A 26,094-nucleotide genomic window follows, 5' to 3' on the forward strand; every position below is an offset into this window, starting at 1 on the left:
CCGCGCAGGTAATGAAACAGTGTGGAGGGTGACGACCATGATGAACAACAGCAATGCGGGCAGCTTGATTGCCATGCTGATCGCGGACCTTGTCTGGGTATCGTCCGCATCGGCTCAGGCGCTTCCGAAGCAAGGCAACATCGAAGCAACCTACACCGCGGCCGGTGCCGACGTGAGGAACATCAGCGTCAGCGGCGACGACGCGGTGTATCTGTTTGAAACGACGCTATTGATGGCAAGCAACAACAACTCACCCTTGATGAGGAACGTGACCGCGCGCTGCGTGGAGGCGGGTTTCAGCGCGGGCACCGCGACCGGTTACTGCGTGTATTCGGACAAGGACGGCGACAAGTTCATTGAGGCTTTCACTTATCAAGGCGGCTCGACCACCGGCAAGGGAACGCTCGGCTCCGGCACCGGGAAATACAAAGGTATCGAAGGACACTTCGACTGGCAGCAGGTGCTCGCTTTGCCCTCCGACAAAGGAACCTACAACTACATTGGCAAGAAGACTGGCAGCTATCGAATCCCTTAACCGTTTCGCCGGTTCACCCATCCCGAGTCGCGTCCGATGCAGTGATTGCACGCATCTCGAGGCGACTCAAGTTCTCAGCCTTGCCAGCCGCGCCGGAACCACAATTGGGCCGCAGCGGACGTTTGCCAATCGTCACAAAATCTCGCCACGGTCTGGGATGGACCGTGGCGGGGCGTAAAGTCTCGTTGTACCGCGCGATTGCGCCAGCTCGTGCGGCGGGGCTTTTTATGCACATACCTCGCGGTTCCAGTCGATTGACACGTCAGATAGTTTGATGGCGGTTGACGGTTCGTGGATGGCCAATCAGATGGAAGTCGGCCAAAAACCGGTCAGTCGACTAGACTGCTGGAATTGTCGACGATCGCTTCATAAACGATGAACCAAGAGTCACTTCAAATGAATTTGGCGAAGACATTAGTGATCGGGAATTCAGGCTCGGGAAAAAGCTGGCTTTCAGAGCAACTGGCTGAATCGCTCGGTTGCGCGTGGCTTGATCTCGATCTGCTGCATTGGGAACCGGGTGGCTACAACGTCGCGCGGAAACGCGAAGACGTGCTCGCGCTGGCGCGCGAGGCCGCAAGTGCTGATTTTTGGATAATTGAAGGTATTTATGGCTGGATCGTGTCGGAACTTCTTTCGACCGCAACTGCCCTGATCTGGGTGCGGATTGACGAGTCTGAATGCGTTGCAAACATTGAGCAACGCGGGATACGACGTGGTGCGTGCGCTCAATCATTCGCCGAGCTATTGCAATGGGCAAAGAGTTATCGGGCGCGTAGTGGCTCAAGTTCTTACGCGGCGCATGATGCCATCTTCCGTTCCTTCGCGCGGGCGAAACACTGTCTCCAGACACGAGACGAAGTCACCGCCTTCGCAGGCGTTGGCCAATTACGCGCTGATTAACGATCCAAGAATTCAAACCTATTAGCGCCATGAAAATCGCAGCCCTCTCGGACATTCACGGCAACCTTGCGGCGCTGAACGCCGTGTTAGACGACGTCCGTCGGCAAGGGGCTGATGTGATAGTTAACCTCGGCGACATTCTGTCCGGCCCCCTCTATCCGTCCCAAACCGCCGATCGGTTAAAACCCCTCGGCCTGCCTACGATCAAAGGCAATCATGAAAGACAGCTTCTTGCGGGTGATCCTTCTCGTATGGGACCATCCGATGGTTTTGCGCGCCATTCCCTGCGCGACGATCAACTCGCCTGGATACGCGAGTTGCCCACCACACTAAGACTCGGCGATGACGTTCTGCTGGTGCACGGCACGCCACAAAGCGATCTGAGCTATTTCCTCGAGACCGTAACGGAGAGCGGATGCCGAGTGGCGACTCACGATGAAGTGGAAGGCCGCGCTGGTGATGCCGATGCAACATTGATTCTCTGCGGACATACGCACCTGCAACGGTCGATAACGCTCGATGATGGGCGCCTGATCGTGAACCCTGGCAGCGTTGGACTGCAAGCGTACGGGGATGACCGTCCATTTCCACATCGTATGGAAATGGGTTCACCGCATGCGCGTTACGCAACCGTAACGAGAGCTGCGTCGGGATGGGACGTGGAGTTTCGAGCCGTCGAATATAACTGGCATGAGGCTGCGGACTTGGCCGCATTGAACGGACGGCCTGATTGGGAAACCGCGCTTCGCACCGGATATTGCTGAACTCGCTATCGGATTCATGACCGGATGTCCGCTTCGGCTCAATGTCACGGTCTCTTGTGGGTCGGGAGTGTGAGTTCGCTGATGCAAGAAGCTGCCGTCCGGCTGCCCAATGCCGCCACCGTCAGCAATCAGCCGCGACATTGCTGACGGTGCACCCGGCCCGTCCGAATGGCGGCAATGGCCGAACAAAAGCCGGTGCTGCAGCGCCGCTAGCGTCCCATCAATGCATGATGCTCCAGCCAGAGGCGTCCAGCGCGGGTACTCGCAAGCCGCGCTTGCGGCTCAATTTCCAGTACCAATGACAGACCGTGAACTGACGCTGGCCTGGCCACACGCGCATCCATTGGATGTGCGCGGGGACGAGCTCTACGCGAAAGCTGACGCGCGCTTTCTCGAAACCTTCGTCACACTCCCCAAGCTGCGCAGCTTCCGGACCACGGCGACGGCGCTGCACGCTACGCCTGCCGCGATCTGGCAGCGTCTGAAGGCACTGGAAGGCGAATGGCATAGGGTACTCGTCGATCGCGAGAGTCGCGAATTCCGGCTCACGCTGAACGGCGAATATCTGCTCGGCTACGCCAAGAACTCGATCTCAGCATGCGCGTGGAAGGCAGCGACGAGGAATCCGTCGTATGTAATGCGCTGGCGAATTATTCGTGCATTGAATCGCACACGCGGGGCTGCTGCCGCTTTCGCGCAGCGGACTCGCGAAACGCGTGCTAAGTCATCCGATCCTGACATTCGGGCGTGGGACGGCACCGCATCGCGCGCTGGAGGACGTCGTCTGCAAGCGCGCGCTCGCCAACGGGGTGCCGCTCGCGGGTCGTGCATCACCGGTTCGCCGTCGATTTCGGTGATCGTGCAATGGTAGGCGACGGCCTCGGCGTGGCGGCGGGTCCGCGTCTATTCGCGAAATGATCTGATCGCGCGAGGCAAAGTGGTCGAACTGCCGCTGCAGCCTTCCGCTTTTCGTGCGCGGCGCGGCGAACCCGGCGCGTGCGGCGTGTCATGAATACTGTGAGCAGAGCCGCCGGGCGACGGCTGAACTTAGTCAAAATTGTGCACCAGTCCCCGTGCGCCGCGGCATTCGTTCACGACTGCCCAACCCCTTCCACCAAGGGTTTCAGCCCGGTCGCCCGGTGCGCCAGAAGCACTGGTAAACCACTATCGCGCGCAGGTTGGTATGCCAGTAGTGTCAAACGGGAACGCATATGCGCATGTCCTTCTTTTCGCTTCGAACAGGCGCCGTTGAAACGGTGCTTCTGCAAGTCCGATCCAGTCCCGCTATAGCAACTCCGCAAGGTTTCGTGTTTCACGCAGCCCGTGCCGGCAATCCGCTACCAGCCTTGTGCGCCGGCAATCGGTACGTCCAATCGAACAAAAAGGAGACGACATGCTTTCAGGAATTCACGTGCTTCGAGCGGCAACGACCGCCGCATTGGCGCTCTGCACAAGCGCGGCTTTCGCGCAGGCTTCGATCGTTTCCGGGCCGTCCAGCGATCCTACTTGCCTGGTCCCGTGGAAGAGCGATACGAAGTTCGTCAAGTATCCGAAGAAGAACGGGCCATACCGCATCGCACTCGTGAACGGCTACATTGCGAACACCTGGCGTATCCAAATGATCAAGACGGCCAAGGCCTACACGGCGCAACCGGACGTCGCCGCCAAGCTCAAGGAATTCAAGGTCGTCTCGACCGGCGAGGACGTACCGGCGCAGATCTCGGCCGTCAACAACTTCATCGATGCCGGCTATGACGCGGTCATCGTGGACGCGCAGAATCCTTCCTCATTCGGCCCCGCGATCCGCCGCGCGAAGAAAGCTGGCGTCGTGCTGATCGCTTTCGACAACACGCTCGACAGCGAAGACGCAATCAACGTCAACGTCGACCAGTATGGGCTCGGAGTGCTGTGGGCCAAGTGGCTCGCGGGCCACCTGTCGACCGGAGGCAAGGTGCTTGAGGTTCGCGGGGTGGCGGGCACGTCGGTCGACACCGACCGCCACAATGGTTTTATGAAGACGTTGGACGACACCGGCAAGAAGTGGAACGTCGTCCAGGTCTACGGTAAGTGGGACGACGGGGTCGCGCAAAAGGCCGTCGCCGACGCGATTGCCGTGCAAGGGCATTTCGATGGAATTTCGGCGCAAGGCGGCGACACGGGCGTAGTGCGTGCGATGATCGATGCGAAACATCCGTTCGTGCCTTTCGGCGGCGAGACGGAGAACGGCTTTCGCAAGTTCTGCGCGCAATATGGGAGCCAGGGCCTGAAGTGCACGTCGGCGGGCACCGGTCCCGCGCAGGTGGCCGTGGCGATCAAGACGGCGCTCGCTGCGCTGGACGGCCAGACGATCCCGGTCGCGATCAAGCTGCCGCTCGACGTCACCGACGATTCGAAGCTGAAGGCGAACGTCAACTATTTTCCGAACGACTCCGATAACTTCTTTGTCGGCAACTCGTTTCCGACTTGCGGCATCAATTTCTCTGCGCAGGAAATCATGAAGCAGAGCCAGGGCAACCAGTGATCGGATGATGGCCCCGCCGCTGTGACCGGAGACGAAGCATGCCGCAGGATGCAGAGCAGCCGTTCTTTCAGATGTCTGGTGTGTCGAAAAGCTACGGCGGCGCCATCGCACTGGATCACGCCGAGCTCACGGTACGCAAGGGCCGCATTCACGCGATCCTCGGCGAGAACGGCGCGGGTAAATCCACGTTGCTGAAGGTGATGTCCGGCGTCGTGCAACCGGACGAGGGCAGGATGCAGCTCGATGGCCGGGAGGTCTCGTTCGGGTCGCCCGCCGAGGCGAACGCGGCGGGCATCGTCTGCGTGTATCAGGAGTTGTCGCTGATCCCGGACCTGAGCGTGGCGGACAACATCTTCGCTTCGAACCCGCCGCGACGTTTTGGGATGATCGACCGGCGGGCCCAGCGCCGCCAGGCCGAGGAGGCGCTGGCGCGGGCGGGCGCCGCCGACATCAATCCGCTTGCGAAAGTCCGGGACCTGCCGCTGTCGCGCCAGCAGATGGTCGAACTCGCGAAGGGACTGGCACACGCGCCGCGCATTCTGATCCTCGACGAAGCCACGTCGGCGCTGACCGCGGCCGACGTCGCGCGCGTGATCGAGGTGCTCAAGCGCCTGCGCGAAGAGGGGCTCGCGCTGCTGTTCATCTCGCACCGGATGCACGAAGTGAAGGCGCTCGCGGACGAATGCACGGTCTATCGGAACGGTCGTCACGTGATGAGCTTCGAGGCAGGCACGCGCTCCGACAATGAGGTCGTCGAAATGATGATCGGCCGGAAGTACCAGCATGCGTTTCCTGCCAAACCCGCGGCCAATCCGGCGGACCAGCCCGCGGACGGCCGCGCCGCCGCTCCGGTTCTCGCCTGTCGGGATCTCACGTGGAGCGGCACGCTGCAGGGCATCAGCTGTTCGTTGAAGCCTGGCGAAATCCTTGGGCTGGGCGGCCTCGACGGACAAGGCCAGCGCGAACTGCTGCTCGCGTTGTTCGGCGTGTTGCGCGGTTGTGCGGGCAAGATCGAGATCGATGGCAAAGCGGTGTCGATCGGCAGCCCGACGGCCGCGCGCGCCAACGGCATCGGCATGGCGCTGATACCGGAAGACCGCAAGACCGAAGGCCTGATGCTGCCGATGTCGGTACGCGAGAACCTGTCGTTTGCCGCGCTCGATCGCATGTCCACGGCCGGCATAATCGATCGCGCCCGCCAGCAGTCGCTCGTCGACCGGATGATGGAGCTGCTTGCGATCAAGACGTTCGGTATCGACGCGCCCGTGGGCTCGCTGTCGGGCGGCAACCAGCAGAAGGTGGTCATCGCGAAGTGGTTGATCCGGCAGCCGAGGATCCTGCTGCTCAGCGATCCGACGCGTGGTATCGACGTCGGCACCAAGCAGGAGCTCTATCAGCTGCTCAGGCGCCTCGCCGACGAAGGCGCCGCGATCGTGTTCTATTCGACCGACTATGACGAGCTGATCGGATGCTGCGACCGCGTGCTCGTACTGTACGAAGGCAGGATCAAGAAGGAACTCGTCGGCTCGGCGATCACCGAGCAGAACCTGATTGCCAGTGCGCTCGACCTGCCCGTCGGGCAGATTTCGCCTTCCACGGGAGTTGCGCTATGAACGGGCTGCGTTACTCGTATGCGGAGAATCGCGGAGCGGTGTTCGCGTTCGGCCTGTTCGTGCTGATGTTCGCAATCTATCTCTTCAACTTTCCATCGGCGTTGTCGGCCAACGTGTTTCAGACGGCCGCGAACAAAGCGGTACTGCTCGCGCTCGTCTCGATGGCACAGGCGCTCGTCGTGCTGACCGCCGGCATCGACCTGTCGATTGGCATGACGCTGGTGCTGACCAATTGCATTGGCTCGTGGATCGTCACGGGCGACTCGCTGCACAGCGCACTTGGCATTGCCGGTGTGCTCGCGGCGGGCGCGCTGTGCGGCATGCTGAACGGCGTCATCATCATTTTCGGCCGGCTGCAGCCCATCGTGACGACGATTGCGACGGGCGCCGTCTACTACGGACTGGCGCTGCTGCTGCGCCCGGTGCCCGGCGGATCGATCAACGAGGACCTCGCCGACGCACTGACCGGCAAGGTCGCCGGCGGCCTGCCAGCGAGCTTGCTGATTCTGCTCGCCGCGATCGTGATCGTCTGGATTCCTTTCAAACGCTCGGCGGTTGGACGCGCGGCGTACGCGACCGGGTCGTCCGAAGCCGCGGCTTTCCTGTCCGGCATGCCGATCCGCCGCGCGAAGTTCGCGAGCTATACGCTGGCTGGCCTGCTCGCGGCAACAGGCGGCCTGTTTCTGACGTTTTTCACGGACACCGGCGAAGCGAGCCTCGGCAGCGCGAACTCCTACACTCTGTTTTCGATCGCTGCGGTAGTGATCGGGGGCGTGTCGCTGCTCGGCGGCAAGGGCAGCGCAATCGGCGCGATCTTCGGCGCATTCGCGTTCCGTTCCATCGGCGATCTGCTGTTCGTGTTCAACGTCGATGCGCTGTGGCAGCCGCTATTCCAGGGCGTGATTCTTCTGCTTGCTGTCGCGATCGGCGCGTGCGGGTTGTTCAGAGTGCGCAACCGTCTGGAGTGGTTTCAATGAGCCACGCTTCCGTGACCAGCCGGACCAGGTTCGTGTCCAGGCTCACCCGCAGGATCGACAAGCCGATTGTGATCGCATTCGCGTGTATCGTCGCGCTGCTGCTCGTCGGCGGTATGTATTCGCGGAACTTCACGTCGCCGGAATACATCCTGCTGCAACTGAAGGTCGGCGCATTTCTCGGCATCATTGCGACCGGCCTGATGATGGTGATCCTGCTTGGCCACATCGACCTGTCGCTGCCGTGGACGATCACCGTCGGCGCGATGATGGCTTGCGCGGTCGGGGGGCACGGCGAACTCGGGCGCATACTCGCGATTCCGGTCGGGATCAGTTGCGGCGTGCTGATCGGCATCGTCAACGGCATCCTCGTCGCGCTGCTGCGCATCCCGTCGATGATCGCGACGCTCGCGACCAATGCGGTCGCGCAGGGCATCATGATTGTCTATACCGGCGGATCGTCGCCGCAGGATTCTGCGCCCCAGGTGATGCGATGGCTCGCGGCGGGCTGGCTTGTGCCGGGCGTTCCGAATGCCGTCGCGCTGTGGGTGGTGATCGGCGGCGCCACGATGTTCCTGCTGTCGCGCACGACCTTCGGCCGCACGCTATACGCGATCGGCACCACCGAGCGCGCGGCGTATCTTTCCGGGATCGATACGCGACTCGTCACAGTGACCGCGTTCGCCGTGTGCAGCGCGTTCGCGGCATTCGGCGGCGTGCTGCTCGCGGGCTATGCGTCGAAGGCGGCACAGTCGATGGGCGATGCTTACCTGTTGCCGGCGATCGCGGCGGTCGTGCTCGGTGGCACGTCGATTCTGGGTGGACGGGGTTCGTACCTCGGCACGGTGGCCGGCGCGATCCTCATCACACTACTGCAATCGATCCTCTCGGTCGCGCAGATGCCGGAGGCGGGGCGTCAGATCATCTACGGCGTGGTGATCGCGGCGATGCTGCTGCTGTATGGGCGTAGCAAGCGGGAGGCGTAGGTTGAGCCGCTGGGCCGCCAGCCGTCTGCAATCCGCCAATGGCCGATTCGGGTAAGTAGACCGAATGGAACCGGTGTGGCGGCAAAACAATGGCAGACAATATATCTCCCATCAACTCAAGGGGAGTCTGTCATGGGAAGATTCAAAACCAGGAGCCTTGGAACAAGGCCAAGCCGATCGGTCAGAAACCGCCGTTGAAGCCAAAAGACGTCCGGGCAAGCCGCATTCACCTGCAGAACGCGCATGCGGTTCGCGACCTTGCGTTATTCAATCTTGCGAATCGACAGTAAGCTGCGCGGTTGCGATATCGTCAACCTGCACGTCACGCGACGTGACTCACGGAAATCAGATACTACCGCGTGCGATGATAATGCAGAGCAAGACCGAACGGCCCGTGCAGTTTGAGGTCACGGAGCCAGCTCGCACTGCCGTTGCTGCATGGATTGAGAAAGCCAGGCTGAGGTCCGATCAGTACCTATTCGCGAGTCGGCTTTCTCGCTCGCCGCACATTTCGACGCGACAATAGGCCAGGATGGTTCACCAGTGGGTCGCTGCAATCGGATCTTGATCCGACCGCTTAGGGCACGCACACGAGGCGGCGGACGAAGGCCACCTTGATTTACAAGCGTACGAAGAACCTCAGAGCCGTTCAACTCCTGCTTGGTCACAGCAAATTGGAAAGCACCGTTCGATATCTCGGGATTGAGGTCGACGATGCCCTTGAGATATCTGAGCAAACCGAAATCTGGGATCGGGACGCGGCTGCGCTAAAGGACGCTGCAACCGGAGGATCAAACATGCGCCTGGCAGACCACGTAAAGCCCATTAGCTACCTGAAAAGCGATGCAACGCAGATCGTCGTGACCGCCGGGCATGGTGGTTGCGCGACGTTCACTGCGCAGGCGCGGGCTGCGCCATAGAGTCCGAAAGGCGGGAGGGGTTATGCAGGCGATCGGAAAAACCCGATGGGCGATTGCGGAGGGCTATCTGCCGCAGTACAGTACTGGCGATGGTCCCGACTTGACCAGCCACGAGGCGGCGTGCATTTTAAACGCCGGCGACGAAGACGCGCATATCGAGCTAACGATTCTGTTCAGGGATCGTGATCCGGCGGGTCCATACCATGTCACAGTCCCTGCGAGACGGACACTGCACATGCGGTTCAACGACTTGAGTGAACCGGAGCGTATTCCAACGGGCACGGAGTACGCCAGCGTATTTGAGTCGGACGTTCCCGTAGTCGTGCAGCACACGCGCCTTGATTCGCGCCAAGCCGAGCTGGCACTGCTGTCTACAATTGCATTTGCTAGTGACTGAGGTGCGGGGCGCCGCCTTCTTTCTTAGGCCAATCGTGCCGTCGACCCTGGCGTGCCGCGCCTCTATCGGTCCATCGCAGACGCGGCAATCAGATCGGCTAACCGGCCGAAAAGACGGCTCAACGTCGCCACTTGCGTAGCAGTATCTGCTGCACCAACGGCGGACGTCAGCGTCGCGAATCGCGTGGTTTTCTGCGCCGCATCTTGTCCTTCGATCAACGTCCACGACGCTTGCACCGTCATGACCTTATCGGCGTCAGTGCTGGCTTGGAGCACGGTCACGACCAGCGAGCGGGTTCCGCCTGGCGCGGGAGAATCAGGAAGCACGAACGCGCCGGATGGCAATCGCTGAAGCAAGTCCTGCGCAAGCGAGCGGCGCATCAGGTCGGCAAGCGGCGCTCCCCAGCGTGAATCGTTATCGACGAGCAGGCGAGTACCGGACAGACCGACGACGACTTCCTGCCGGTCGAGTTCAGGAGGAATATGCACGGCCGTCAGTTGCAACGGACGGATGTTGCCGGTCACCGTCGTTGCGGGTGCGACGGCATTCAGCGTGAAGTACTGAGTGGGCGGACTATGCGCGCAGCCTGTGACAAGCGTAACGGCCAGTGCGATTAAGGCCGCCGCCAGCAGTGCTCGCAATCGACAGCGGTAGTCAATTGCTCGCATGATGTTCTTCATTTGGCGTTCCCCGGACGTCCTTGCACAAGTTCTTCCGGGTGTTCATCGAGATGATCGGCCAGTGCCCGGATAGATCTCGCGGTGTTGGTCAGTTCGCGCAGCGTATCGGGCAAGTCGTTCTGACTGCCGCCGCCTTGGCCGAGCGTGCGATTAGCGGCGCGCGCGGTGCTCTCCACTTCGCTGGCCGTTTCGCGCAATTGTGCAGCGAGTGCGCGAATCTGCGGAGAGACTTGCTGAAGCGTCTTGTCGGCTTGCGCGGCGGCTCCGTCGATATGCGAAATAGTGTCGCGGATCTTCGGCGATGAAGCGAGCCGTCGAAGCTGCGACACCGTCTTGCGAACATCTTCGCCGGTCTCGTGAATCGGTAGACCGTTTATCTTCGCCATGATCTGATCGGTTTTCGAAATGATCCCGTCGACGCCCGCCGATGACGCAGCTGGAATGACCGTGGCGCCGTTCTCCGTCATCAGCGTGGCGCGCGGCGCATCCTGCACGAAGTCGAGCTTCACCTTGCGCGAGCCGACCAGTGGCGGATCTTGCGTCAACTGCGCGCGCAGACCTTCGGCCACGAGCCGCTCGAGCATTGTATCGACCAGCGTTTTCGCATCGCTGCTGGAACGGGGCGTTCCGTTTACGAAGCCAAGTTGTGAGGGATCGAGCGCGATTTCAGCCGGCGTCGTCAAGGAGCCGGTACGCGGATCGTAGTTGAGCGTCGTCTTGATGACGGTGCCGACCGGAAAGCCCAGCAGCTCGACAGGCGCGCCGGGTTCGAGCTCGCCCGCGGGGCCGCTGAGGTAGACGACATAGCGAACCGTCGGTCGATGTTCCGGCGCCAGCGCAGGCGCGCGGTCGGTGCCGGCGAACTCCCTCGCGGGTTTGCCTGGTCCCGGTTCCATGACGATCTGCGGACCCGAAATTAATCCCTTCAACGACGAAGGATCGCCAATGTCGGGCTTGGCTCCGTGCAGATAAAAACGCGTGCCGCTGCGCAGATACTGTTGTTCCGCGCGGTCGATCTTCAGTATCGCTTTAATGTGGCGTCCGTCCGGCGCGAGCGTCAATTCGGACACCGAGCCTATCTTGAGCCCGCGCATCGTGACACTCGTATCGTCGGCTTTCATGCCGTAAGCGTTATCGAAAGTGACGGTGACTTTTTCGCCTCCTTGCACCAGCGCACGAATGCCGAGCCAGCCGGCCACCGCCAATGCCGCGATCGGCACCGACCAGATCCAGCCAGGCCAGGAAGTCCGCTTGACGTCCGCCTGCGTGCGTCGTGGAGGTCCGTCACTCATGGCCGTCCTCCGGAAGCACGTCCCACATCAGGCGCGGATCGAAGCTGCGCGATGCCGCCATCGTCAGAAACACGACTAGTGCGAAGGCCGTGGCGCCCGGACCCGCGCGCGCCGATGCCACTCCATCGAGCTGGATCAGCGGCACGAACGCGACGATGGTGAATACGTCGACATTTGACCAACGGCCCAACTCATCGATCAACCGGTAGAGGTGGGACTTTGCGCGCAGATGCCTGCGCGAGCGGCGCCGTACTGAAGTGACGAACCATGCCATTCCAAAGATCTTTGCAAAGGGAATCGCGATACTCGTGCAGAAGATCAGAATGCCGAGCGGCCAGAGTCCCGCGGAGAAGAGCTGCCCGACCCCGTCCACGATTCGCACCGGCACATCGCGACCAAGTTGCGTCGATATCGTCATTGGAAAGAGGTTGGCGGGAATCGCCAGCACGAGTGCGGCCAACGACAGCGCAGTCGCGCGGGCGATTGCGTCGGGCTTGCGCGCCTGCAGTTTAAGCCCGCATCGCGGACAGGGAAGTCCTTCGCAAGAGGTGGGCAACATCATGTCGCACGCGGAACAGGCGAGCGTCGACTCGTCAGCGACGGGCTGATTTTCGGCGCCGATTGCGCGCCACACCGCGCGGCGATCGAGCGCCGCGCGCGTCAACATCGACAGGAAGCCAGCAGCGATAAAGCAATAACCGCCGGGCCCGACGGTGCTCGTCAGATTCTGCGTCACGCGCGAATAGCCGACGAAGCAGCCGACCAGAAACACGTCGGGCATGGTCCAGGGATCGAGCCACAATGCCCATCGGTACATCGCACCGATGCCGCGAAACGTCTGGCCGAAGCGGATCGCGCCCAGCACGATGCACAGCGCGCCGAAGCGGATGAATGGCAGCGCGACGCCCGAGATGCCCAGCATTACAGCTAGCAGCACCCATCCTTCCTGCGTCAGCGACACAAGTCCCGATGCCAGTACGGACGAATGACCCGTGCCGAGTATGTGCACCGTCATCAGCGGCGACAGGTTGGCGGGGAACAGTAGAACGAAGGTTGCAGTGGCGCACGCGAACGCGCCGTCGATGCTTCGCCCGCTGCGCCGCTCCAGGGGGCAACGGCAAACATGGCAATAAGCGGCCGCGCGCGCGGGTAGGGGAGGAATGTCCTCCAGCGCACCGCATTCCGGGCAGCCGATTGTCAATTGATTGCTCCTCGCACTTTGCGGACCAGATGAAACGTCCGACGAACCCTGGAGGTTTAATTTGGGCTAACGCATTACGCATGCCACAGCCCGGCGATTTGCGGCGAATCGATCCAGCTTTCTGTGGGGCATCGCACGAAACCTCGGAGGTATGGCGTCGCCTTGCATTCGCCCCACCAATTTGCAATGGGATTCAATCGAATCCGATTGCCCGTCGTAATCGGCACCGACGCTTTGACAACCGATTGAGAGAGAGGCTGATGGCCTACGGTACTTTTCCTGGCTGGCTCCACGGTCTTTCGATTGCATGGCTTGTACTCGGCGCTCTCTGTGCCGTCGTGATCGTCGTCGATGAGTTCCGCCTGCCGCAGAAGATGTGGATCATGAACCTGGTGCGGCCGCTCACCGCGCTGTTCAGCACCGTCTTGTGGCTGGCTGCTTACCGCATGGGGCCGCAATGTGCCGCACGGCGAGCACGACAGCGGCCGATCCAGCAAGCCCGCTTTCCCGGTGATGGTGCTCAAAGGCTGCAGCCACTGCGGCGCGGGTTGCACGCTGGGCGACATCATTGCCGAATGGGCGGCCTTTATGTTTCCGGTCATCGCCGCGGGGTTGGCCTGGCACTCGCTCTTCGAGGAAAAGACCTTCGCGGTGGGGATTGCCGACTTTCCCGTTGTCTTTCTGCTTGGCGTTCTGTTCCAGGACTTCACCATCAAGCCTATGCGCGGTCTTTCCGGTCGGACAAGGTGTAATCAGCGGCGCTGAAGGCCGGCATCGCCTCGATCAACGCGTGGCGGATCGGCATGTACGGGCTGGTGACTATCATCCAGTTCATCTGGTTCGAGCCGATGTAGGGCGGCATTGCAGAAGTGGCGCCCGGGGTTCTGGTTTGCCGTGCCGCTCGCGATGGTGGCGGATTCGCGACGAGCTACCCCGTCAACTAGTGGCTGATTGCCGCGGGCGTTAAGGAGCAGATGTGAGGCGAGAGCTGGATGACGTGCCGCAGGTCCGCCAATTGCAGATCACCGTCAGATCGTTATTACAAGTCGTTTGAAAAAAGGCAATGCATGACATGGCATCCGGCTCTTCAGCCGACGCAGAGAAGTGAAGTTGGCCGGGCGTCTTTTGTCACTCGCCTGGGACCGCCTTTGGAATGACTTGCTAACGCGCGGAAGTTGAGGTGCTTCGCCATCGCAGCCGACGGACCCGCTTGCAATGTGCTTGCAGGTCTATTTCTATGAGTCTGCGAATGCGTGGCAAGCGATCACAGCCAACATCATGCGGTACTGATCCGTTGTCCTGTCAACGCGACGTTGCCGATCACGCTGCGGCAGCCGGTGTGCAGGCGCCGGATCTCACGCACGTCGGCTCGCGCAGGCTGCTCGCCGCGGGCACGCTCGTGAATACACCGGAGAACCTGGTGGACTGGGTTCAGCATGTACAGGAGATTAAGCCGGGCACGCTCATGCCCGACATGAAACGGACGCCGGCTCAAGCGGACGATCCGTCCGCGTATCTCGCTACTCTCAGGTAAGGAAAAGACGATGTCGGCGACCGGTGATCGAAGCGTTGGGCAATCGGACGGCGTGGTGTTCGAGCAGTCGCCGGAATTCGGCAGGTTACCGAAAGGCTCGGCGGCGGAACTGCGGCTTCGCGCAATATGGGAAGGCGAGCGCGGCTGGCGTGGAGTTTTTTACGACCGTCGATCGCAGGACCGCCAAAAGGACGTGTTTGTGGCTACGCTTGCTCACGAACTCCGTAATCCGCTGGCGCCGATCCGCGCTGGTGCTCACGCGATGAAGCATTATCAGGCCGCGCTTCCGGCGCAGATCCAGGGCAGCGACGCAGACATTTCCCGCTCGACTGAGGCCGCGTTTACGAAGCATCTGGCCAAGCCGGTGGATCCGGACCAGCTCATCCAGACATTGCGCAATATCGGACGTTTCCGGTAACCGGGAGACTGGCCTCCGCGAGCGCCGAGCCCGAGTTCGTATAAAACGCCGCTGCATACTTGCAGATCGCGACCGCGACGTTCGATGTCAATGCGTAATAGACGGCGCGCGGTGTTTCTACGCGAGGATCTGATGAGCGGGCTTTCATGGGATGGGTCCAGCGCGTAGACCGGCCGCGGCAATCCGGGCTGCGTCGAACCCGTTGCGGACTGCGGCAGTGTCGCGACCTGCGCCGGCGAAATCTTGTGACGTGGCTGAGTCACGACCTTGCGCTGTTTCCGCGTCGATCCTGGTGGGACGGGGTTCCTGTCCTGGGACGACTCCAGCGTGTTTTCTGGCGCGGCATGCTGCGTCGTTCGCGTGCGTCTTCTGCGCTTTGTACGGTATCCGACCGATTTGCAGCTGGCAAATCGGTTATCGGTCCAACATTCCGGTTGTCCGGGATCTCCGCGTGACTCTTTCGATTGCCGTCGCGGGAAGGTGCCGGGCCGCCCGATGCGCCGTAGTCCTCCGCTTCAATCTCCCTGCGAAAATCGCACCTGCTATCGCCCATGGACGCCATACGGACCGACATCCGGCGCGGCAGAAGCCTCCCTCCGCCCGCTGGGGCACATCACCGAGCCATGGGTATTGGCGCGGCACTGCCTTTGCCCGTGCCAATACCGCCACAGCCGCATTCCGCCCCAGGATCGATGCACACTGACGCGCGCTCGGTTCGATCGTCAAGGAGGAACCGGCCGGTCGCCACGCCGTGGCGATCCGTTTCAGGTCCGTTCTGGCGCTCGCGATTGAGGCGTCGAGTCGGCGCGTATCGCTTCGGCAAACCTCAGCAATGCAGCGACGGAGCCGGACACGCTGGTGTATTCCTGCCGTCCAATCCGTCCGTCCAGCAACACAGACAACCCCGCTTCTTCTGCAATTTTCAGCACGTCCATTTTGCTTCTCCCGCGTCACATCACATCCGTCATGCAGCAAGGCATGTACCGGGACTTCTATGTCCGAAGTGCCGGTTACAACCACCCTACATGAGCGAATCAACGGCGAAGACAGCTCGGCGTTGGAAGAGAGAATGGCTCGACCCAACAGTGGACTATTGCAGCGTGCATCACACGCCGCTTGAGACGTTGCGGCATCTGCTTTACGCAATGCGGCGAACTTTGCAGCTGCTCTCGGGGCGATAAATCGTTATCGCGAGGATTGCAGTTTCCGCTGCCACGGCAAGGCACGCTAGCTGAATTAGCGGACAGTTAGCGCTTCTGTGGACACCGCTAGCGGAAATCGCGAGCTGCAACGACGGACACGCGCGCACGGCTGTGCCGCCTGGAGCAAAGCCGTGAGCCATCTAGTCGTATGCCCGAAACAGGTGCGATGCACCAACAGCAGGCGCATCGGGCACATCAAAGGGGCCGGGCGTTTGAGCGCAGGCGCCGTGACTGTTCGTCGCCAACGAGCGCAGTTTCGCGGACCACCCGATGGCACATGTATTGCTTGCTCGAAAATGTCGGGCCAACGGTGGTCCAATGAAACGAAGACCCCGCACAAAACGGCGGGTAGAGCTGATCATGCGGGGCAACGGCGTCCCGAAGTGACACTGTGGGCATAGTTTCCATGTCCGGTGCGCTTCGGGACGCTTTTTTGTTTGCCAGAACGGGGCACTACGCTTTGCCTCGCATATCGGACCATTCTCGGGATCGGGTGCGTTACTCATGATGAACAAGCGGGACGTTACAGATACGGTATCGGGGGAAATCGTTGGTGAACTCATCAACCTCGCGGGCCGGCAGCGCATGCTCTCGCAGCGCATCGTGCTGCACGTTCTGCTGAGCGTCCGTGGCGAAGCGGCGGCGCTTGCCGTCGTCCGGACGTGCCTCGCGACATTTGCGCAGGCGCATGCCCAGCTAGTCGACGGCGACGATCGTTTACCCGGCCCGTTCTCCGACGCGCTACGCGCCCTCTATTTTGGCTCGCAGAGGGCCGACGAGCGCATTCGTGCCTTCATGAGACTCGCAGCGGACGCCATCGAAGCGCTCGAACGGAACCCTCAACCGGTTTGTGTACTCCGCGACGAAGCCGTTAGCCGGCTCACCGACGAAGCCTCTCCGCTGCTGGATCTTCTGCAGGCCATCACGCAGGCGTATCAGGACGAAATGCAGAGTGTCGAGACGGCGGCGCGCCGGCGTCAGTTAGCCGTCGTCGACGAACTGGCAGCGATCTCCATGCGTGCAAACATCGTCGCGCTGAATGCGCGCGTTGCTGCCGCGCGCGCCGGGCAGTTCGGACGCGAATTCGCCGTCATTACGGGGGAACTGACGCACGTGATCGGCGAAATGGACAGCCTGGTGCAAAGCGCCGTCGGCGCACGCGGAGTTGCCGATGTCAGGGACGGCGCGGTAGCGCTTCGTCGAGGGCGAATCGACGGAGCCGGAACTCAACGGTTACATAGCCGTTACACAGGTTGAAATCCATTTACCCGGAGAGCCATGTTCCTGTCGATGCACCGTTCAACAGTTGCGCAAGATCGTCGAGAACCGCGGCCACTTCCCGAGCGACGAAGCCGCCAGCAAACCGCTGTATCTGGCCTTGCGCAACATTGAAATAGACTGGAAGATGCCGCCTATCATCTCGCGGCAAGCTGTCAACCAGTTCGCCATTCCGTTCGGTGAGCGATTCATCGCCGGCATCGGCGGAGATTTTCAACCGGCCTCGGCACACAAAATTTCTGACACCTCCGGCAGCGCGTCTCACTCAGATCGGCTAGGCGGATTATCATGGTAGAAGCTGCATTCATCAGCGCAGGAGCACATCATGGCCTCCAATCCATCCGCTGAGCCGACCGGCACCTCTCTCGACTCCGCGCAAACTTCCCCCGGCACGACTCGCCAGCCCGATCCGAAGGGCCTGCAAAGTCCGGCCCCAGACGACCTTCCTAACGCAGACGCGGCAGAGCCCGAGCCTCACGAGCATCTCCCGTCCAGAAGCGACGACAACTGATTCAACACCGCAGGTGCCGACGTCGTCGGCATGACAATTTCTCATGCTTTCGCGCCGACACCGTGAAGTCGGGGAGCACTCGCGGTTCACGCAAATGGCTCGATGCATTTCGTCACACAAGGTCACAGCCCGGTTTGAACCGCACAGGAGCAGATCATGCAGAACGTGCTGGTTGGGTATGACGGATCGGCGTCCGCGCAATATGCCGTTGCTTTCGCGGTCGATCTCGCGAAGCGTTTCGACGCGCACCTGCATGTACTCGTCGTCGCGCGCACGCCGGACTGGGGCGCGATAGAAGTTGAGCGAAAAGATCTGATCGATCTGGAAGTGCGCCATGCCACCGCGATCCTCGACGACATCAAGGCGAAGCTCGCCGCTTCGATCGGGGCCGTGGAGTTCGATCTCGTGGTCGGCCCGCCGGCCAAGGAGATCGTGCTGTATGCGGAGCGGCAAGCTATCGACCATCTCGTGGTGGGGCATCGCGGACATACGCCGTTCGATCGCTGGCTGATTGGTTCGGTCGCCCGCCAGGTGCTCGCCTACGCGCCGTGCGCGGTCACCATCGTGCGCGATCCGGCGACGATGAAAAAATCGCGGCATGAGAACTGAACACCATCGGCATAGAATCCGCACCTGGCGAATCGGGCACACGGCCCGCGCGATTGCGACCGCATAGCGCCTATCGCGTCTTCCGGGCGGCGCTCATCGAGCGTTCGCCCGAGGCTGTCTCTGTCCGCTCATTTGCAGCCCGTTGGGACAACACCGAAGAATCATGAAATCGCAAAAGATCAAAGCTGGGAAACTGCCGCAACTGACCGAGACTTCGCGTCTGCTGGTCAACCTCGTCATCTACCAGGCCAATCGCAATTGATTCGAGGTGCAAGCCCATGCGATTCGCGATGCTTGGGTCAGCTCTGCAAGTTGCACGGAATTACGGTAACCGAAGCGGAGCTGTCGCTGCTTGCGAAGAGGCCGAGCGTCACTAGGGCGACAAGCAGCTTGGCAAAGAACGGCAACTGCTGCAACCGACGGCGTTGTCAAGTTGGCGGACGTAGGCCAGGGACGCAGCTGGAAAGCGTCTCCGGCTGCAACCGTGCGGACGAGAGTGGCGCGCCATCGTCAAATCCGATTTCATGGTCGAAAGGCTGCAGGCCGTCAGTCAGATAGATAGTCACTTTGGGCGCGGCGACCTTCGGGCGGACGCCCGGGCAGGCAATGTCGTCCGCGCGGGGGATAGTTATGGTCGAGGAGAATCGTTGTGCTGTGGCGTTCACCGCCTGGTCAGCATGCGGACGATCTTCTGCACGATGAGCTCATGCTGCTCCAGCGCCTCATCGAGCGTGCGTGCTCCGTAGCTCTTGTTGTCTCGCGCTTCCATTCCGGCGACGCGCGTCACGAACAGCGAACCCTCCCCGGTTTTCGGTTCGGACACACCGCGAAAGCGGGTGGTGACCGTCACACCGGATTCGTCCAGCAGCGTGCGGCGGAAGATCAGTTCGTTCTCTGTCATCCAGCGCGACCACTCGCCGCGATCGAGCACCTCGACAGATCTGTTCTTCGCATCGAGGACATAGAAGCGTTCCCTGCCGGACGGGACGGAGCGCGATTTCATATTTCAATGCGAAGACGTGAGCAAGAAGCCGATCACCTCCCGCCACCAGGTTTCGTCGACGCGGCCGATCCAGTCGTTATGTTCAGCCGCCCTCACCACTATCAGTTGTCTCGGTTCGGCCAGCGAGTTGTAGAGCGCTTCGCCGAAACGCGGGGGGACGATGCTGTCGCGCTCCGCAACCACGACGAGAACAGGGCGCCCGAACGACGCCATATGGGTCACGCTGTCGTATCGGTCGCGCAGCAGCCATTTCACGGGCAGCCACGGATAGTGATAAGCGGCGACGTGCTCAAGCCGATCCCATGGCGTGATGAGCAGCAAGCCAGCGGTCTTGTCGCGTTCACGTGCGCCGGCGGCGGCCGCCACGCCGGCCCCGAGCGATTCGCCGAGGAGCAGCAGCGGCGCGCCATAGAGCCGATGCGCCAGCGCGATGGTCTGTTGGGCATCACCGACCAGACTCTCTTCGCCCGGCGTGCCGTCGCGCGGCCCGTAGCCTGGATATTCGGCGAGGATCACGCGCAGCCCGAGCCCCGTGAGCGGTGCGGCGTAGAACGAACGGTGTCCGGCATGCCCGGCATTGCCATGAAAGACGATGACAGTGGCGCGCACGGATCCGAGGGGCTCGGCCACGAGGCCGCGGAACGCCTCAGGTGTCGGCCAGGCGCGAAGTATGCTGGAAACGACGTCCCCGGTTGCAGCCTTCTCAGGGAAGTAGATAAAACGGTCCTGCAAGATGGCGACTCCTGCGAACACAATCAGGCACGCAACGGTGAGACACAACATCAACCCGGTGAATTTCATCGCCTTGAGCCCGATCCACCGATCGTTTCATAACGAACCCAGTTTAGCGCGCTTTGGCCACCGCTTATGTCCTATGCCTGTTGTCGCGAGCCACGCGCTGACGACGCCGGGAGGGACGGCTCTAAGGCAACGGGCAGTTGGCTACGACGCCCCCCGCTTGCACAGTGAACCGTGGACCAGCGTTGTGCTGCGTACTTCGGTGAGTCACACCACCGAAAGCATCGACGGCGAGCGGCCTTGTCGTTTCAATATTGGACCAGAATCGGCTAGGAGGGGACATTCGACATAACTCCGTGAATTGCTGACGCTCGCTATCCGAAGCGTCGCCAGTCGCGAATCGACCGTGCACGGCGTCCACTAATGAAACGTCGACCTCCGGCCACGTGCCTCTAAACAGCAAGGAAATGTTGAGGTAGCATCATTGAACTCAACGGGGGAAGACGGTGTTTCGGGAAATCAAAGCTCGCATAAACTCAATTGGTCTCCCCCTTGGCAGTTTGCTTCTCAGCGATCTGATGCGCATATTGGCAGAAATGGTTGGCTACATCACGCTGCCTTGGTGGATTGTTCATCGGGGAGGCGCCCATGACTTGGCAATCTATAGCGCAAGCATTGCCATCACCACGATTTTTGCAATGCCACTGCTTTCGCCACTCGGGGATCGCTACGCAAAGAGACCGCAGATTGCATGGGGTATATGCACCCTGATGGTCGTCGCCTTTACCCTTGCCACCCTCGCCTCATTGTCCGACTATCGACTTATGCTCATCGTCTGCATAGGCGTGGTCACCGTTATCGCGAAAGCTTTCATCGATCCGGCCAGTTCTACCATTTCGGCCGAACTTCTTCCGGCGAATCGTTTGACGGAAGCGCTTCGTCTTCGCAAATCGACGCAAGCGGCTGGCCGTGCCCTGGGTCCAGCATTGGCTGGCGCGACATTGGCGTTGGGCGGAATCGCTGCAACATTTTGGATGAACGGCATACTGCTTGGTGTCGCTGCTTACGTGGCTTTGCAGCTTCCATCACAATCTCAGCATCGCGAACACCATCGCGGTTTAGCCCTTTGGTGGAAAGACCTGCGCGCCGGACTGCACGCTAAATGGATTGTCCCGTTGGAGCGTGGCTGGACACTTGTAAATTTCTTCGTCTGGATATTCCAAGGCCCTGCGGTCGGCATGCTGATCCCGCTCAAAGTCCAATCACTTGGGCTGTCGGGTCTATGGCTGGGTGGGTGCGAAGCGGCCTTGTCAATAGGCTTGCTACTCGGCAGCTTTCGTGGTTCTGACGCACTGGTTAGTCGTTTCGGCCGATTCAACGTCCGGGTCGGAGCCGCCATGTGCGAAGGGCTGGCTCTTGCTGCTTCGGGCTGGGCCCATTCACCCATCGTTCTCATGTTAGCGTTCATATGTGTGGGCTTCGCCAATGCATCGATGGGACTCGTTGGCGCGACTCACCGCTCATTGGCTATCCCGCAGAATTATCGCGTGCGCATTCTCGCTGCCAGCATGATGACCACGCAGATTGCGGGCATTCTTGGACCGATGATCGCGGGCGCGGCGCTTAGGCACTGGGCGGTGGGGCAGGTCTATGCATGCTTCGGCCTCGCCACTTGTCTGTTCGCTTTTGGTTTTGTCCTGATACCGCGATCGCGCGAATTCTTTGCGCTCAACCACGATCAGGTGAAAGATTGGTTTCGTCACGAATATCCCCATGCGTTTGAATCACCCATGGTGTCCGAATCGAGACCGACTATGTAGATCGCAGCGCTGCAAGCCTCGCGTGGTTGGTCTCACCGGGTCGAACGTCGGCCTCATTGCGCGTGAAGTGGCATCGATTCAAATTGTCGGTGTGGTGAACATTAACGAAATAGTAATGGGCTTTTCGCAGCGCCTATCTCGGGTATTACGGAATGTCGAACTTCGCCCGGGCAGGGTTGATGACGGACGCGCTACGGGCAGCTGTGATCTATGCTTTCAGCGAACTTGGATTGCATCGGGTGGAGGCAAATATTCAACCACGGAATATCGCGTCGATCGCACTTGTGCGGCGGTTGGATTTTAAACAGGAAGGTTTTTCTCCTCGATATCTCCGCATAAATGGAGAATGGCGCGACCACGAGCGATGGGCGTTGCTGGCCCATATGGCCGGTTAGATACAGCCGCCACTCAAAAAATAATGTGCTCACGCAGAAATTGTTTTTGTGCCAATATGACAGCATGGAACTTCGTAACGTCCCGAGCAAGGCTCACCACCATCATCACGGTCGCTATACACTGCGCCGTGGGTCGTTACGTCCATAGCAAGGAATTCGACCTCACGGTCCATTCCATGTGCAAACGACCAAGGCGCTTAAGGCGCCTTTTTTATTTCCCCCCATCAAGAGCTGAAGATGACCGACTCGATAAGCTATCGCCGCGCAACCATCGACGACATTTTGAAAATTTGCGAGTTGGGTCAAATCTTGAACGCGATCCATCATCAGGCACGTCCTGACGTCTATGCAAACGCCACTGAAGAGTTCGCTCGAGACAAGCCGCACTGGCTAACTAGCCTTCAGGGAGAAGATCGAGCCATGTTTCTCGCCGAGCATGGCAGCACGGCGGTCGGCTTTATCACCGTTCAAGTGATGCAGCCGACAAGTCCACTGTTGCAACCGCTGACCGTTGGCCGCATTGGCTCAGTCGCGGTTTCGGAACGACTGCGGGGACGCGGCGTCGGGAACACGCTGATGAAACTTGCTGAAGAGTGGGCGCGAAAAAACGGTGCCAACGACATGAGGTTGACCGTTTGGGCGTTTAATGAACAGGCGGTCGATTTGTATCAGGAACTTGGCTACGAGCTTCGTGCGTTCGAGATGGGAAAGCAACTGCCTGGTGCTGGGGATACGCGAGTCGCATGAGGCGATGCTCGGCCACGAACGGTCAGTCTATATTCGTGCATAGATCGTGAACGATTAATTGTTCACGTGAAACTCTTGAACCTCTATTATCTGTTGCGTCTTTCCGAAAACGTTCTTGGAGCATTCAATGCGGATTAGAACCACCTATTTGAAAGTGTCGGACATTGAACGCAGTTCTGCTTTCTGGGAAAACCTGTTGGAACGCGCGTCGAACCGCAGGGTCGGATAAGTGGACCGAATTCTCGCTCGGTGAAGTCCGCTTCGGGTTGCTGCTAAATGATTTTGGCGATGAGTTCGTCGGGAGCGGATGCGTTCCTGTGTTCGAATTTGACGTATTCGCCTTGCATATATTTCTGGATCGCGCCAAGGCTTTTGGGGCAACAGTCGCTCTCGACGGGCTGAACAATGAAGCCATGAAGAGCATTGTGTTGGTTAGCCCTGATGGCCATGAGTTCGAACTTTGCGCATGTCACGACTAATCGGTTGCTCTACCCCGAAAATCTAGGCCCGCGTTGCCGCCCGTCGCGAGTATCCGTTCCTAAGGGCGTCAACGGGCTGTTGTGGGTCCGTTCACGGACCTCCGTTGCGCAGATAACACCTGGCGGTGCAGAGAACAACAAATTGGGGAGAACACGGGCAGCGCTACACGAGGACTCTGATGTATCTTGGCACCTGTCGGGCGCACTCCTGAGCCAAAGCTTCGTCGCATCTCGACACGTCGCTACTCCCGCTTGCACCACAACGGCTATGATTTGGGGCACGGTGGCCCATCCACAAACACGGTCCCCCTGCATCAAATTTGCGAAGTTTGTCTTTGCCGCGTTGGCGGCGCCGTGGTTGAACAAAAGCGCTTTTTTGCATGTCCTTGGAAACCAGAACAAGGGGAATGCCGTGGCCAGGTGCAATCGCAATCACGAGGTTTTTTTCAGTGTAGGCCGGCGGCAGTTTCTCGGCTACACCGGCGCCGGGATGCTCGCGGCGGTGCTGCCCGCTTGCGGGAACGACGACATCCATCCGACGCCTTATGAGCAGACTATCGCGCTCGGTCAACAGATGATCCAGCAGGCCGTCAGCGATCCGTCGAAACCCGTCGCGGCGATCTCGGTCGCGATGGTCAAAGGCAATACGGTGGTCTGGCAGCAGGCGTTCGGGTTGGCGTCGGTGCCGGGGCAAATCAAGGCAACGCCGCAGACGCGCTTTAACATCGGCTCGGTTAGCAAGTTGTTTCCCGCGCTGGCGGCGACGATCCTCGTGGATCGCGGGCTGATCACGCTGGACACACCGATCGTCAAATATCTGCCGAACTTCACGATGCTGTCGCCGGAATATGCGCAGATCACCACGCGTCATCTGCTGTCACATGCGTCCGGTCTGCCCGGCACGAACGGGCGCAATCTCTTTACGTTTGAACCGGTCGCCGGCTACGCCGCCGACACCCAAGCCGAGCTCGCCAACTCGCATCTGAAGCATCTGCCCGGTGAGTTGGCGGTCTATTGCAACGACGGCTTCACGATGGTCGAGCAGATTGTGCTCGCCGTGACGGGCCAGAGCTTCGCGGACTTCGTCCAGTCGGCGATTCTCGTGCCACTGAAGATGACCCACTCCAGCTATCTGACGAGCGTGCCGTCCAGCGGATCGTTCTCGCTGCCGTACGTGAACGGCACGCAGCATCAGGAATTCGTCAATGCGTACGCGACCGGAGGACTGAGTTCGACGCCCACCGACATGATGAATCTCGCGCAGATGATCTACGGCGGTGGCGTGTTCCAGGGACAGCGCATCGTGTCTGCAGCTGGCATCGCGCAGATGGGTACGGATCAGACAAAAAGCCTGACGATCAACCCGTCGCCGGAATGGCGCTGGGGTCTCGGTTGGGACACTGTGGTACAGCCGGCGCTCAACGCCGCAGGCGTGCCAGGCTGGGAAAAGGACGGCGGCACTGCGTTCTACTCGACCGAATTTTTCGTTGTGCCCAACTCGCAGTTCGCGCTGCTGGTGACCGGCAATACGGGCTACGACGCCCGCGCGATTGCCGAAACGCTGGTGCTGTCGGCATTGAAGGAAGACGGCACGATTTCGTCGCTGCCAGCGAAGCTCGGTACCACGGCGCCGCCGGTCGCATCGGGGCCGGGCATTGCGAGCGGCGCGGGGATCTACGGCAATTCCGATTCGCCGTATCAGGTGCTTGCCAACGCGGACGGTAGCCTGCAGATCAACCAGTGGGACGCCGATACGCGAGGCTGGGCGCAGATCGGCGGCTACCGGTACCGCAGCGACGGCTGGTGGTGGAGCGATACCGATACCGCGTCGTATCGCTTCGCAGTCGTGTCGGGCAACGACAGTGAAGGAAATGCGTTCAACTTTCGCTACCTGATGAAGCGGGTCGTGCCGGGCGCGGGCTATGCGTATCTGACGCTGCCGGTCGGTCAGCAACTCGCGGCGCTGGCGGCGCTCGACAGCGCGTGGCAGCAACGCGTCGGCACACAATGGACATTGACCAACGATTCGCCGAGCGCGGTGCCGATAGCCGTTCTTGGCAATCCCCCGGCGTTTTTCGCGACACTCGCCGAACTTCCGGGCTACGTGCTGTACGGCAACGAAGATCTTCGCTATCAGCTGTTCGTGCCGGTGAGCGATACGCTCGGCGGCATGTCGATCAAAGTGCCGGGCAATTTTGGACGCGACCTTTACGAGATCCGTTTCGCGTCGACCAGTGCGGCGACGCTGACGATCGGCAGTTCGATCTACGCGCGGATCTGACGGTGGAAAGTTCCATGCAGCCGGGCGTCACAATCCCGTCGCCGGCATCGAGTTTGCGCACGAGGCGTCTGGCGAGCGTGCACCGGTCTTCGGTTTGCCGCAGCGCGCGCCATACGCCGCTGCGATTTCCCGCGCAGAAACGACGCTTGCGCGCACGGACACTCGAACGTCGGTTCTGTTCAAGATTGTGTTGAAAAAGTCTTGTTTTGGCTCGAAGCGCTGAAGTCCGCGGCACGTTTTCGAGTTGTGGTGATCGGCGAAGCGGCAAACTTGAACGAGGCAACGATCCCCGT

General features: G+C 60.6%; 22 protein-coding genes and 5 pseudogenes. 21 read left to right on the forward strand and 6 right to left on the reverse strand.

What is annotated here, in order from left to right; genetic code table 11:
- The first annotated feature begins 37 nt into the window (after window positions 1-37).
- From HV770_RS30660 to HV770_RS30705, 10 genes and pseudogenes are all read left to right on the forward strand, one after another.
- Window positions 38-535 (forward strand): hypothetical protein, encoded by a 498-nt coding sequence (locus tag HV770_RS30660; protein ID WP_246291338.1) that lies wholly within the window; start codon window positions 38-40, stop codon window positions 533-535.
- 396 nt (window positions 536-931) lie between these two features.
- On the forward strand, window positions 932-1,438 hold the full coding sequence (locus tag HV770_RS30665) for a P-loop NTPase family protein (protein ID WP_175165276.1): 507 nt from the start codon (window positions 932-934) through the stop codon (window positions 1,436-1,438).
- Window positions 1,439-1,467: 29 nt separating this feature from the next.
- On the forward strand, window positions 1,468-2,202 hold the full coding sequence (locus HV770_RS30670; RefSeq protein ID WP_175165277.1) for a metallophosphoesterase family protein: 735 nt from the start codon (window positions 1,468-1,470) through the stop codon (window positions 2,200-2,202).
- A 349-nt stretch (window positions 2,203-2,551) separates the two neighbouring features.
- Window positions 2,552-3,254: pseudogene (locus HV770_RS30675) on the forward strand (LysR family transcriptional regulator); the annotation flags it as partial.
- 341 nt (window positions 3,255-3,595) lie between these two features.
- Entirely contained in the window at window positions 3,596-4,723 is a 1,128-nt protein-coding gene (locus tag HV770_RS30680; protein WP_175165278.1) for a sugar ABC transporter substrate-binding protein, read from the forward strand.
- 38 nt (window positions 4,724-4,761) lie between these two features.
- Complete coding sequence (locus HV770_RS30685; RefSeq protein ID WP_175165279.1) at window positions 4,762-6,336, forward strand: sugar ABC transporter ATP-binding protein; 1,575 nt, start codon at window positions 4,762-4,764, stop codon at window positions 6,334-6,336.
- Window positions 6,333-7,313 (forward strand): ABC transporter permease, encoded by a 981-nt coding sequence (locus tag HV770_RS30690; protein WP_175165280.1) that lies wholly within the window; start codon window positions 6,333-6,335, stop codon window positions 7,311-7,313. The genes HV770_RS30685 and HV770_RS30690 overlap by 4 nt, the downstream gene beginning before the upstream one ends.
- Window positions 7,310-8,296 (forward strand): ABC transporter permease, encoded by a 987-nt coding sequence (locus HV770_RS30695; RefSeq protein ID WP_175165281.1) that lies wholly within the window; start codon window positions 7,310-7,312, stop codon window positions 8,294-8,296. The genes HV770_RS30690 and HV770_RS30695 overlap by 4 nt, the downstream gene beginning before the upstream one ends.
- A gap of 89 nt (window positions 8,297-8,385) precedes the next feature.
- Window positions 8,386-9,042: pseudogene (locus HV770_RS38995) on the forward strand (tyrosine-type recombinase/integrase); the annotation flags it as partial.
- Between the two features lie 196 nt (window positions 9,043-9,238).
- Window positions 9,239-9,613 carry a sensory rhodopsin transducer gene (locus tag HV770_RS30705; protein WP_175165282.1) on the forward strand — a complete coding sequence of 125 codons (375 nt, stop codon included), beginning with the start codon at window positions 9,239-9,241 and terminating at the stop codon, window positions 9,611-9,613.
- Window positions 9,614-9,675: 62 nt separating this feature from the next.
- Here the strand turns inward: HV770_RS30705 and HV770_RS30710 are convergent, their stop codons facing one another.
- Genes HV770_RS30710 through HV770_RS30720 form a run of 3 tightly spaced genes read right to left on the reverse strand, consistent with a single transcriptional unit; the run spans window position 9,676 to window position 12,786 of the window.
- Window positions 9,676-10,281: a PqiC family protein gene (locus tag HV770_RS30710; RefSeq protein ID WP_175165283.1), complete on the reverse strand. Its 606-nt coding sequence runs from the start codon at window positions 10,279-10,281 to the stop codon at window positions 9,676-9,678.
- Window positions 10,282-10,289: 8 nt separating this feature from the next.
- Window positions 10,290-11,585: an MlaD family protein gene (locus HV770_RS30715; protein ID WP_175165284.1), complete on the reverse strand. Its 1,296-nt coding sequence runs from the start codon at window positions 11,583-11,585 to the stop codon at window positions 10,290-10,292.
- Window positions 11,578-12,786 (reverse strand): paraquat-inducible protein A, encoded by a 1,209-nt coding sequence (locus tag HV770_RS30720; protein ID WP_175165285.1) that lies wholly within the window; start codon window positions 12,784-12,786, stop codon window positions 11,578-11,580. The genes HV770_RS30715 and HV770_RS30720 overlap by 8 nt, the downstream gene beginning before the upstream one ends.
- Before the next feature lie 459 nt (window positions 12,787-13,245).
- On the opposite strand from HV770_RS30720, the gene HV770_RS39000 reads away from it, so the two are divergent.
- The 3 genes and pseudogenes from HV770_RS39000 to HV770_RS39865 all read left to right on the forward strand — a co-directional run bounded on the left by HV770_RS39000 (window position 13,246) and on the right by HV770_RS39865 (window position 14,738).
- Complete coding sequence (locus tag HV770_RS39000) at window positions 13,246-13,551, forward strand: DUF4396 domain-containing protein (protein ID WP_246291340.1); 306 nt, start codon at window positions 13,246-13,248, stop codon at window positions 13,549-13,551.
- A gap of 523 nt (window positions 13,552-14,074) precedes the next feature.
- Window positions 14,075-14,320, forward strand: a pseudogene (locus HV770_RS30730) (c-type cytochrome); the annotation flags it as partial.
- A gap of 10 nt (window positions 14,321-14,330) precedes the next feature.
- Window positions 14,331-14,738, forward strand: coding sequence for a histidine kinase dimerization/phospho-acceptor domain-containing protein (locus HV770_RS39865; RefSeq protein WP_175165286.1), 408 nt, complete (start codon window positions 14,331-14,333; stop codon window positions 14,736-14,738).
- A gap of 764 nt (window positions 14,739-15,502) precedes the next feature.
- Here the strand turns inward: HV770_RS39865 and HV770_RS30740 are convergent.
- Complete coding sequence (locus HV770_RS30740) at window positions 15,503-15,673, reverse strand: hypothetical protein (protein WP_175165287.1); 171 nt, start codon at window positions 15,671-15,673, stop codon at window positions 15,503-15,505.
- Window positions 15,674-16,444: 771 nt separating this feature from the next.
- Between HV770_RS30740 and HV770_RS39465 the strand changes: the two genes are divergently transcribed.
- The 3 genes and pseudogenes from HV770_RS39465 to HV770_RS30755 all read left to right on the forward strand — a co-directional run bounded on the left by HV770_RS39465 (window position 16,445) and on the right by HV770_RS30755 (window position 18,338).
- A complete protein-coding gene (locus HV770_RS39465) occupies window positions 16,445-17,197 on the forward strand; it encodes a type IV pili methyl-accepting chemotaxis transducer N-terminal domain-containing protein (RefSeq protein WP_175165288.1) in 753 nt (250 codons plus the stop codon).
- 46 nt (window positions 17,198-17,243) lie between these two features.
- Window positions 17,244-17,411 (forward strand): annotated as a pseudogene (locus HV770_RS39870) (IS256 family transposase); the annotation flags it as partial.
- A gap of 474 nt (window positions 17,412-17,885) precedes the next feature.
- Window positions 17,886-18,338 carry a universal stress protein gene (locus tag HV770_RS30755; RefSeq protein ID WP_175165289.1) on the forward strand — a complete coding sequence of 151 codons (453 nt, stop codon included), beginning with the start codon at window positions 17,886-17,888 and terminating at the stop codon, window positions 18,336-18,338.
- 661 nt (window positions 18,339-18,999) lie between these two features.
- Here HV770_RS30755 and HV770_RS30760 read toward each other — a convergent pair.
- Both HV770_RS30760 and HV770_RS30765 read right to left on the reverse strand, forming a co-directional pair.
- Window positions 19,000-19,341, reverse strand: coding sequence for a hypothetical protein (locus HV770_RS30760; RefSeq protein ID WP_175165290.1), 342 nt, complete (start codon window positions 19,339-19,341; stop codon window positions 19,000-19,002).
- A gap of 3 nt (window positions 19,342-19,344) precedes the next feature.
- Window positions 19,345-20,142: an alpha/beta hydrolase gene (locus HV770_RS30765; protein ID WP_175165291.1), complete on the reverse strand. Its 798-nt coding sequence runs from the start codon at window positions 20,140-20,142 to the stop codon at window positions 19,345-19,347.
- Window positions 20,143-20,585: 443 nt separating this feature from the next.
- Here HV770_RS30765 and HV770_RS30770 point away from each other — a divergent pair, with 443 nt between their 5' ends.
- The 5 genes and pseudogenes from HV770_RS30770 (at window position 20,586) to HV770_RS30790 (ending at window position 25,801) form a co-directional block, all read left to right on the forward strand.
- Window positions 20,586-21,899 carry an MFS transporter gene (locus HV770_RS30770; protein ID WP_246291342.1) on the forward strand — a complete coding sequence of 438 codons (1,314 nt, stop codon included), beginning with the start codon at window positions 20,586-20,588 and terminating at the stop codon, window positions 21,897-21,899.
- A gap of 31 nt (window positions 21,900-21,930) precedes the next feature.
- Window positions 21,931-22,294: pseudogene (locus HV770_RS30775) on the forward strand (GNAT family N-acetyltransferase); the annotation flags it as partial.
- A gap of 237 nt (window positions 22,295-22,531) precedes the next feature.
- The gene (locus tag HV770_RS30780) at window positions 22,532-23,041 is read left to right on the forward strand and encodes a GNAT family N-acetyltransferase (RefSeq protein WP_175165292.1); all 510 of its coding nucleotides are present in this window, start codon (window positions 22,532-22,534) and stop codon (window positions 23,039-23,041) included.
- A 164-nt stretch (window positions 23,042-23,205) separates the two neighbouring features.
- Window positions 23,206-23,520: a VOC family protein gene (locus HV770_RS30785; RefSeq protein ID WP_246291345.1), complete on the forward strand. Its 315-nt coding sequence runs from the start codon at window positions 23,206-23,208 to the stop codon at window positions 23,518-23,520.
- A 412-nt stretch (window positions 23,521-23,932) separates the two neighbouring features.
- Entirely contained in the window at window positions 23,933-25,801 is a 1,869-nt protein-coding gene (locus tag HV770_RS30790; RefSeq protein WP_175165293.1) for a serine hydrolase domain-containing protein, read from the forward strand.
- Window positions 25,802-26,094: the final 293 nt, after the last annotated feature.

Source organism: Paraburkholderia fynbosensis (assembly GCF_902859935.1).
GTDB classification, from domain to species: Bacteria; Pseudomonadota; Gammaproteobacteria; order Burkholderiales; family Burkholderiaceae; genus Paraburkholderia; species Paraburkholderia fynbosensis.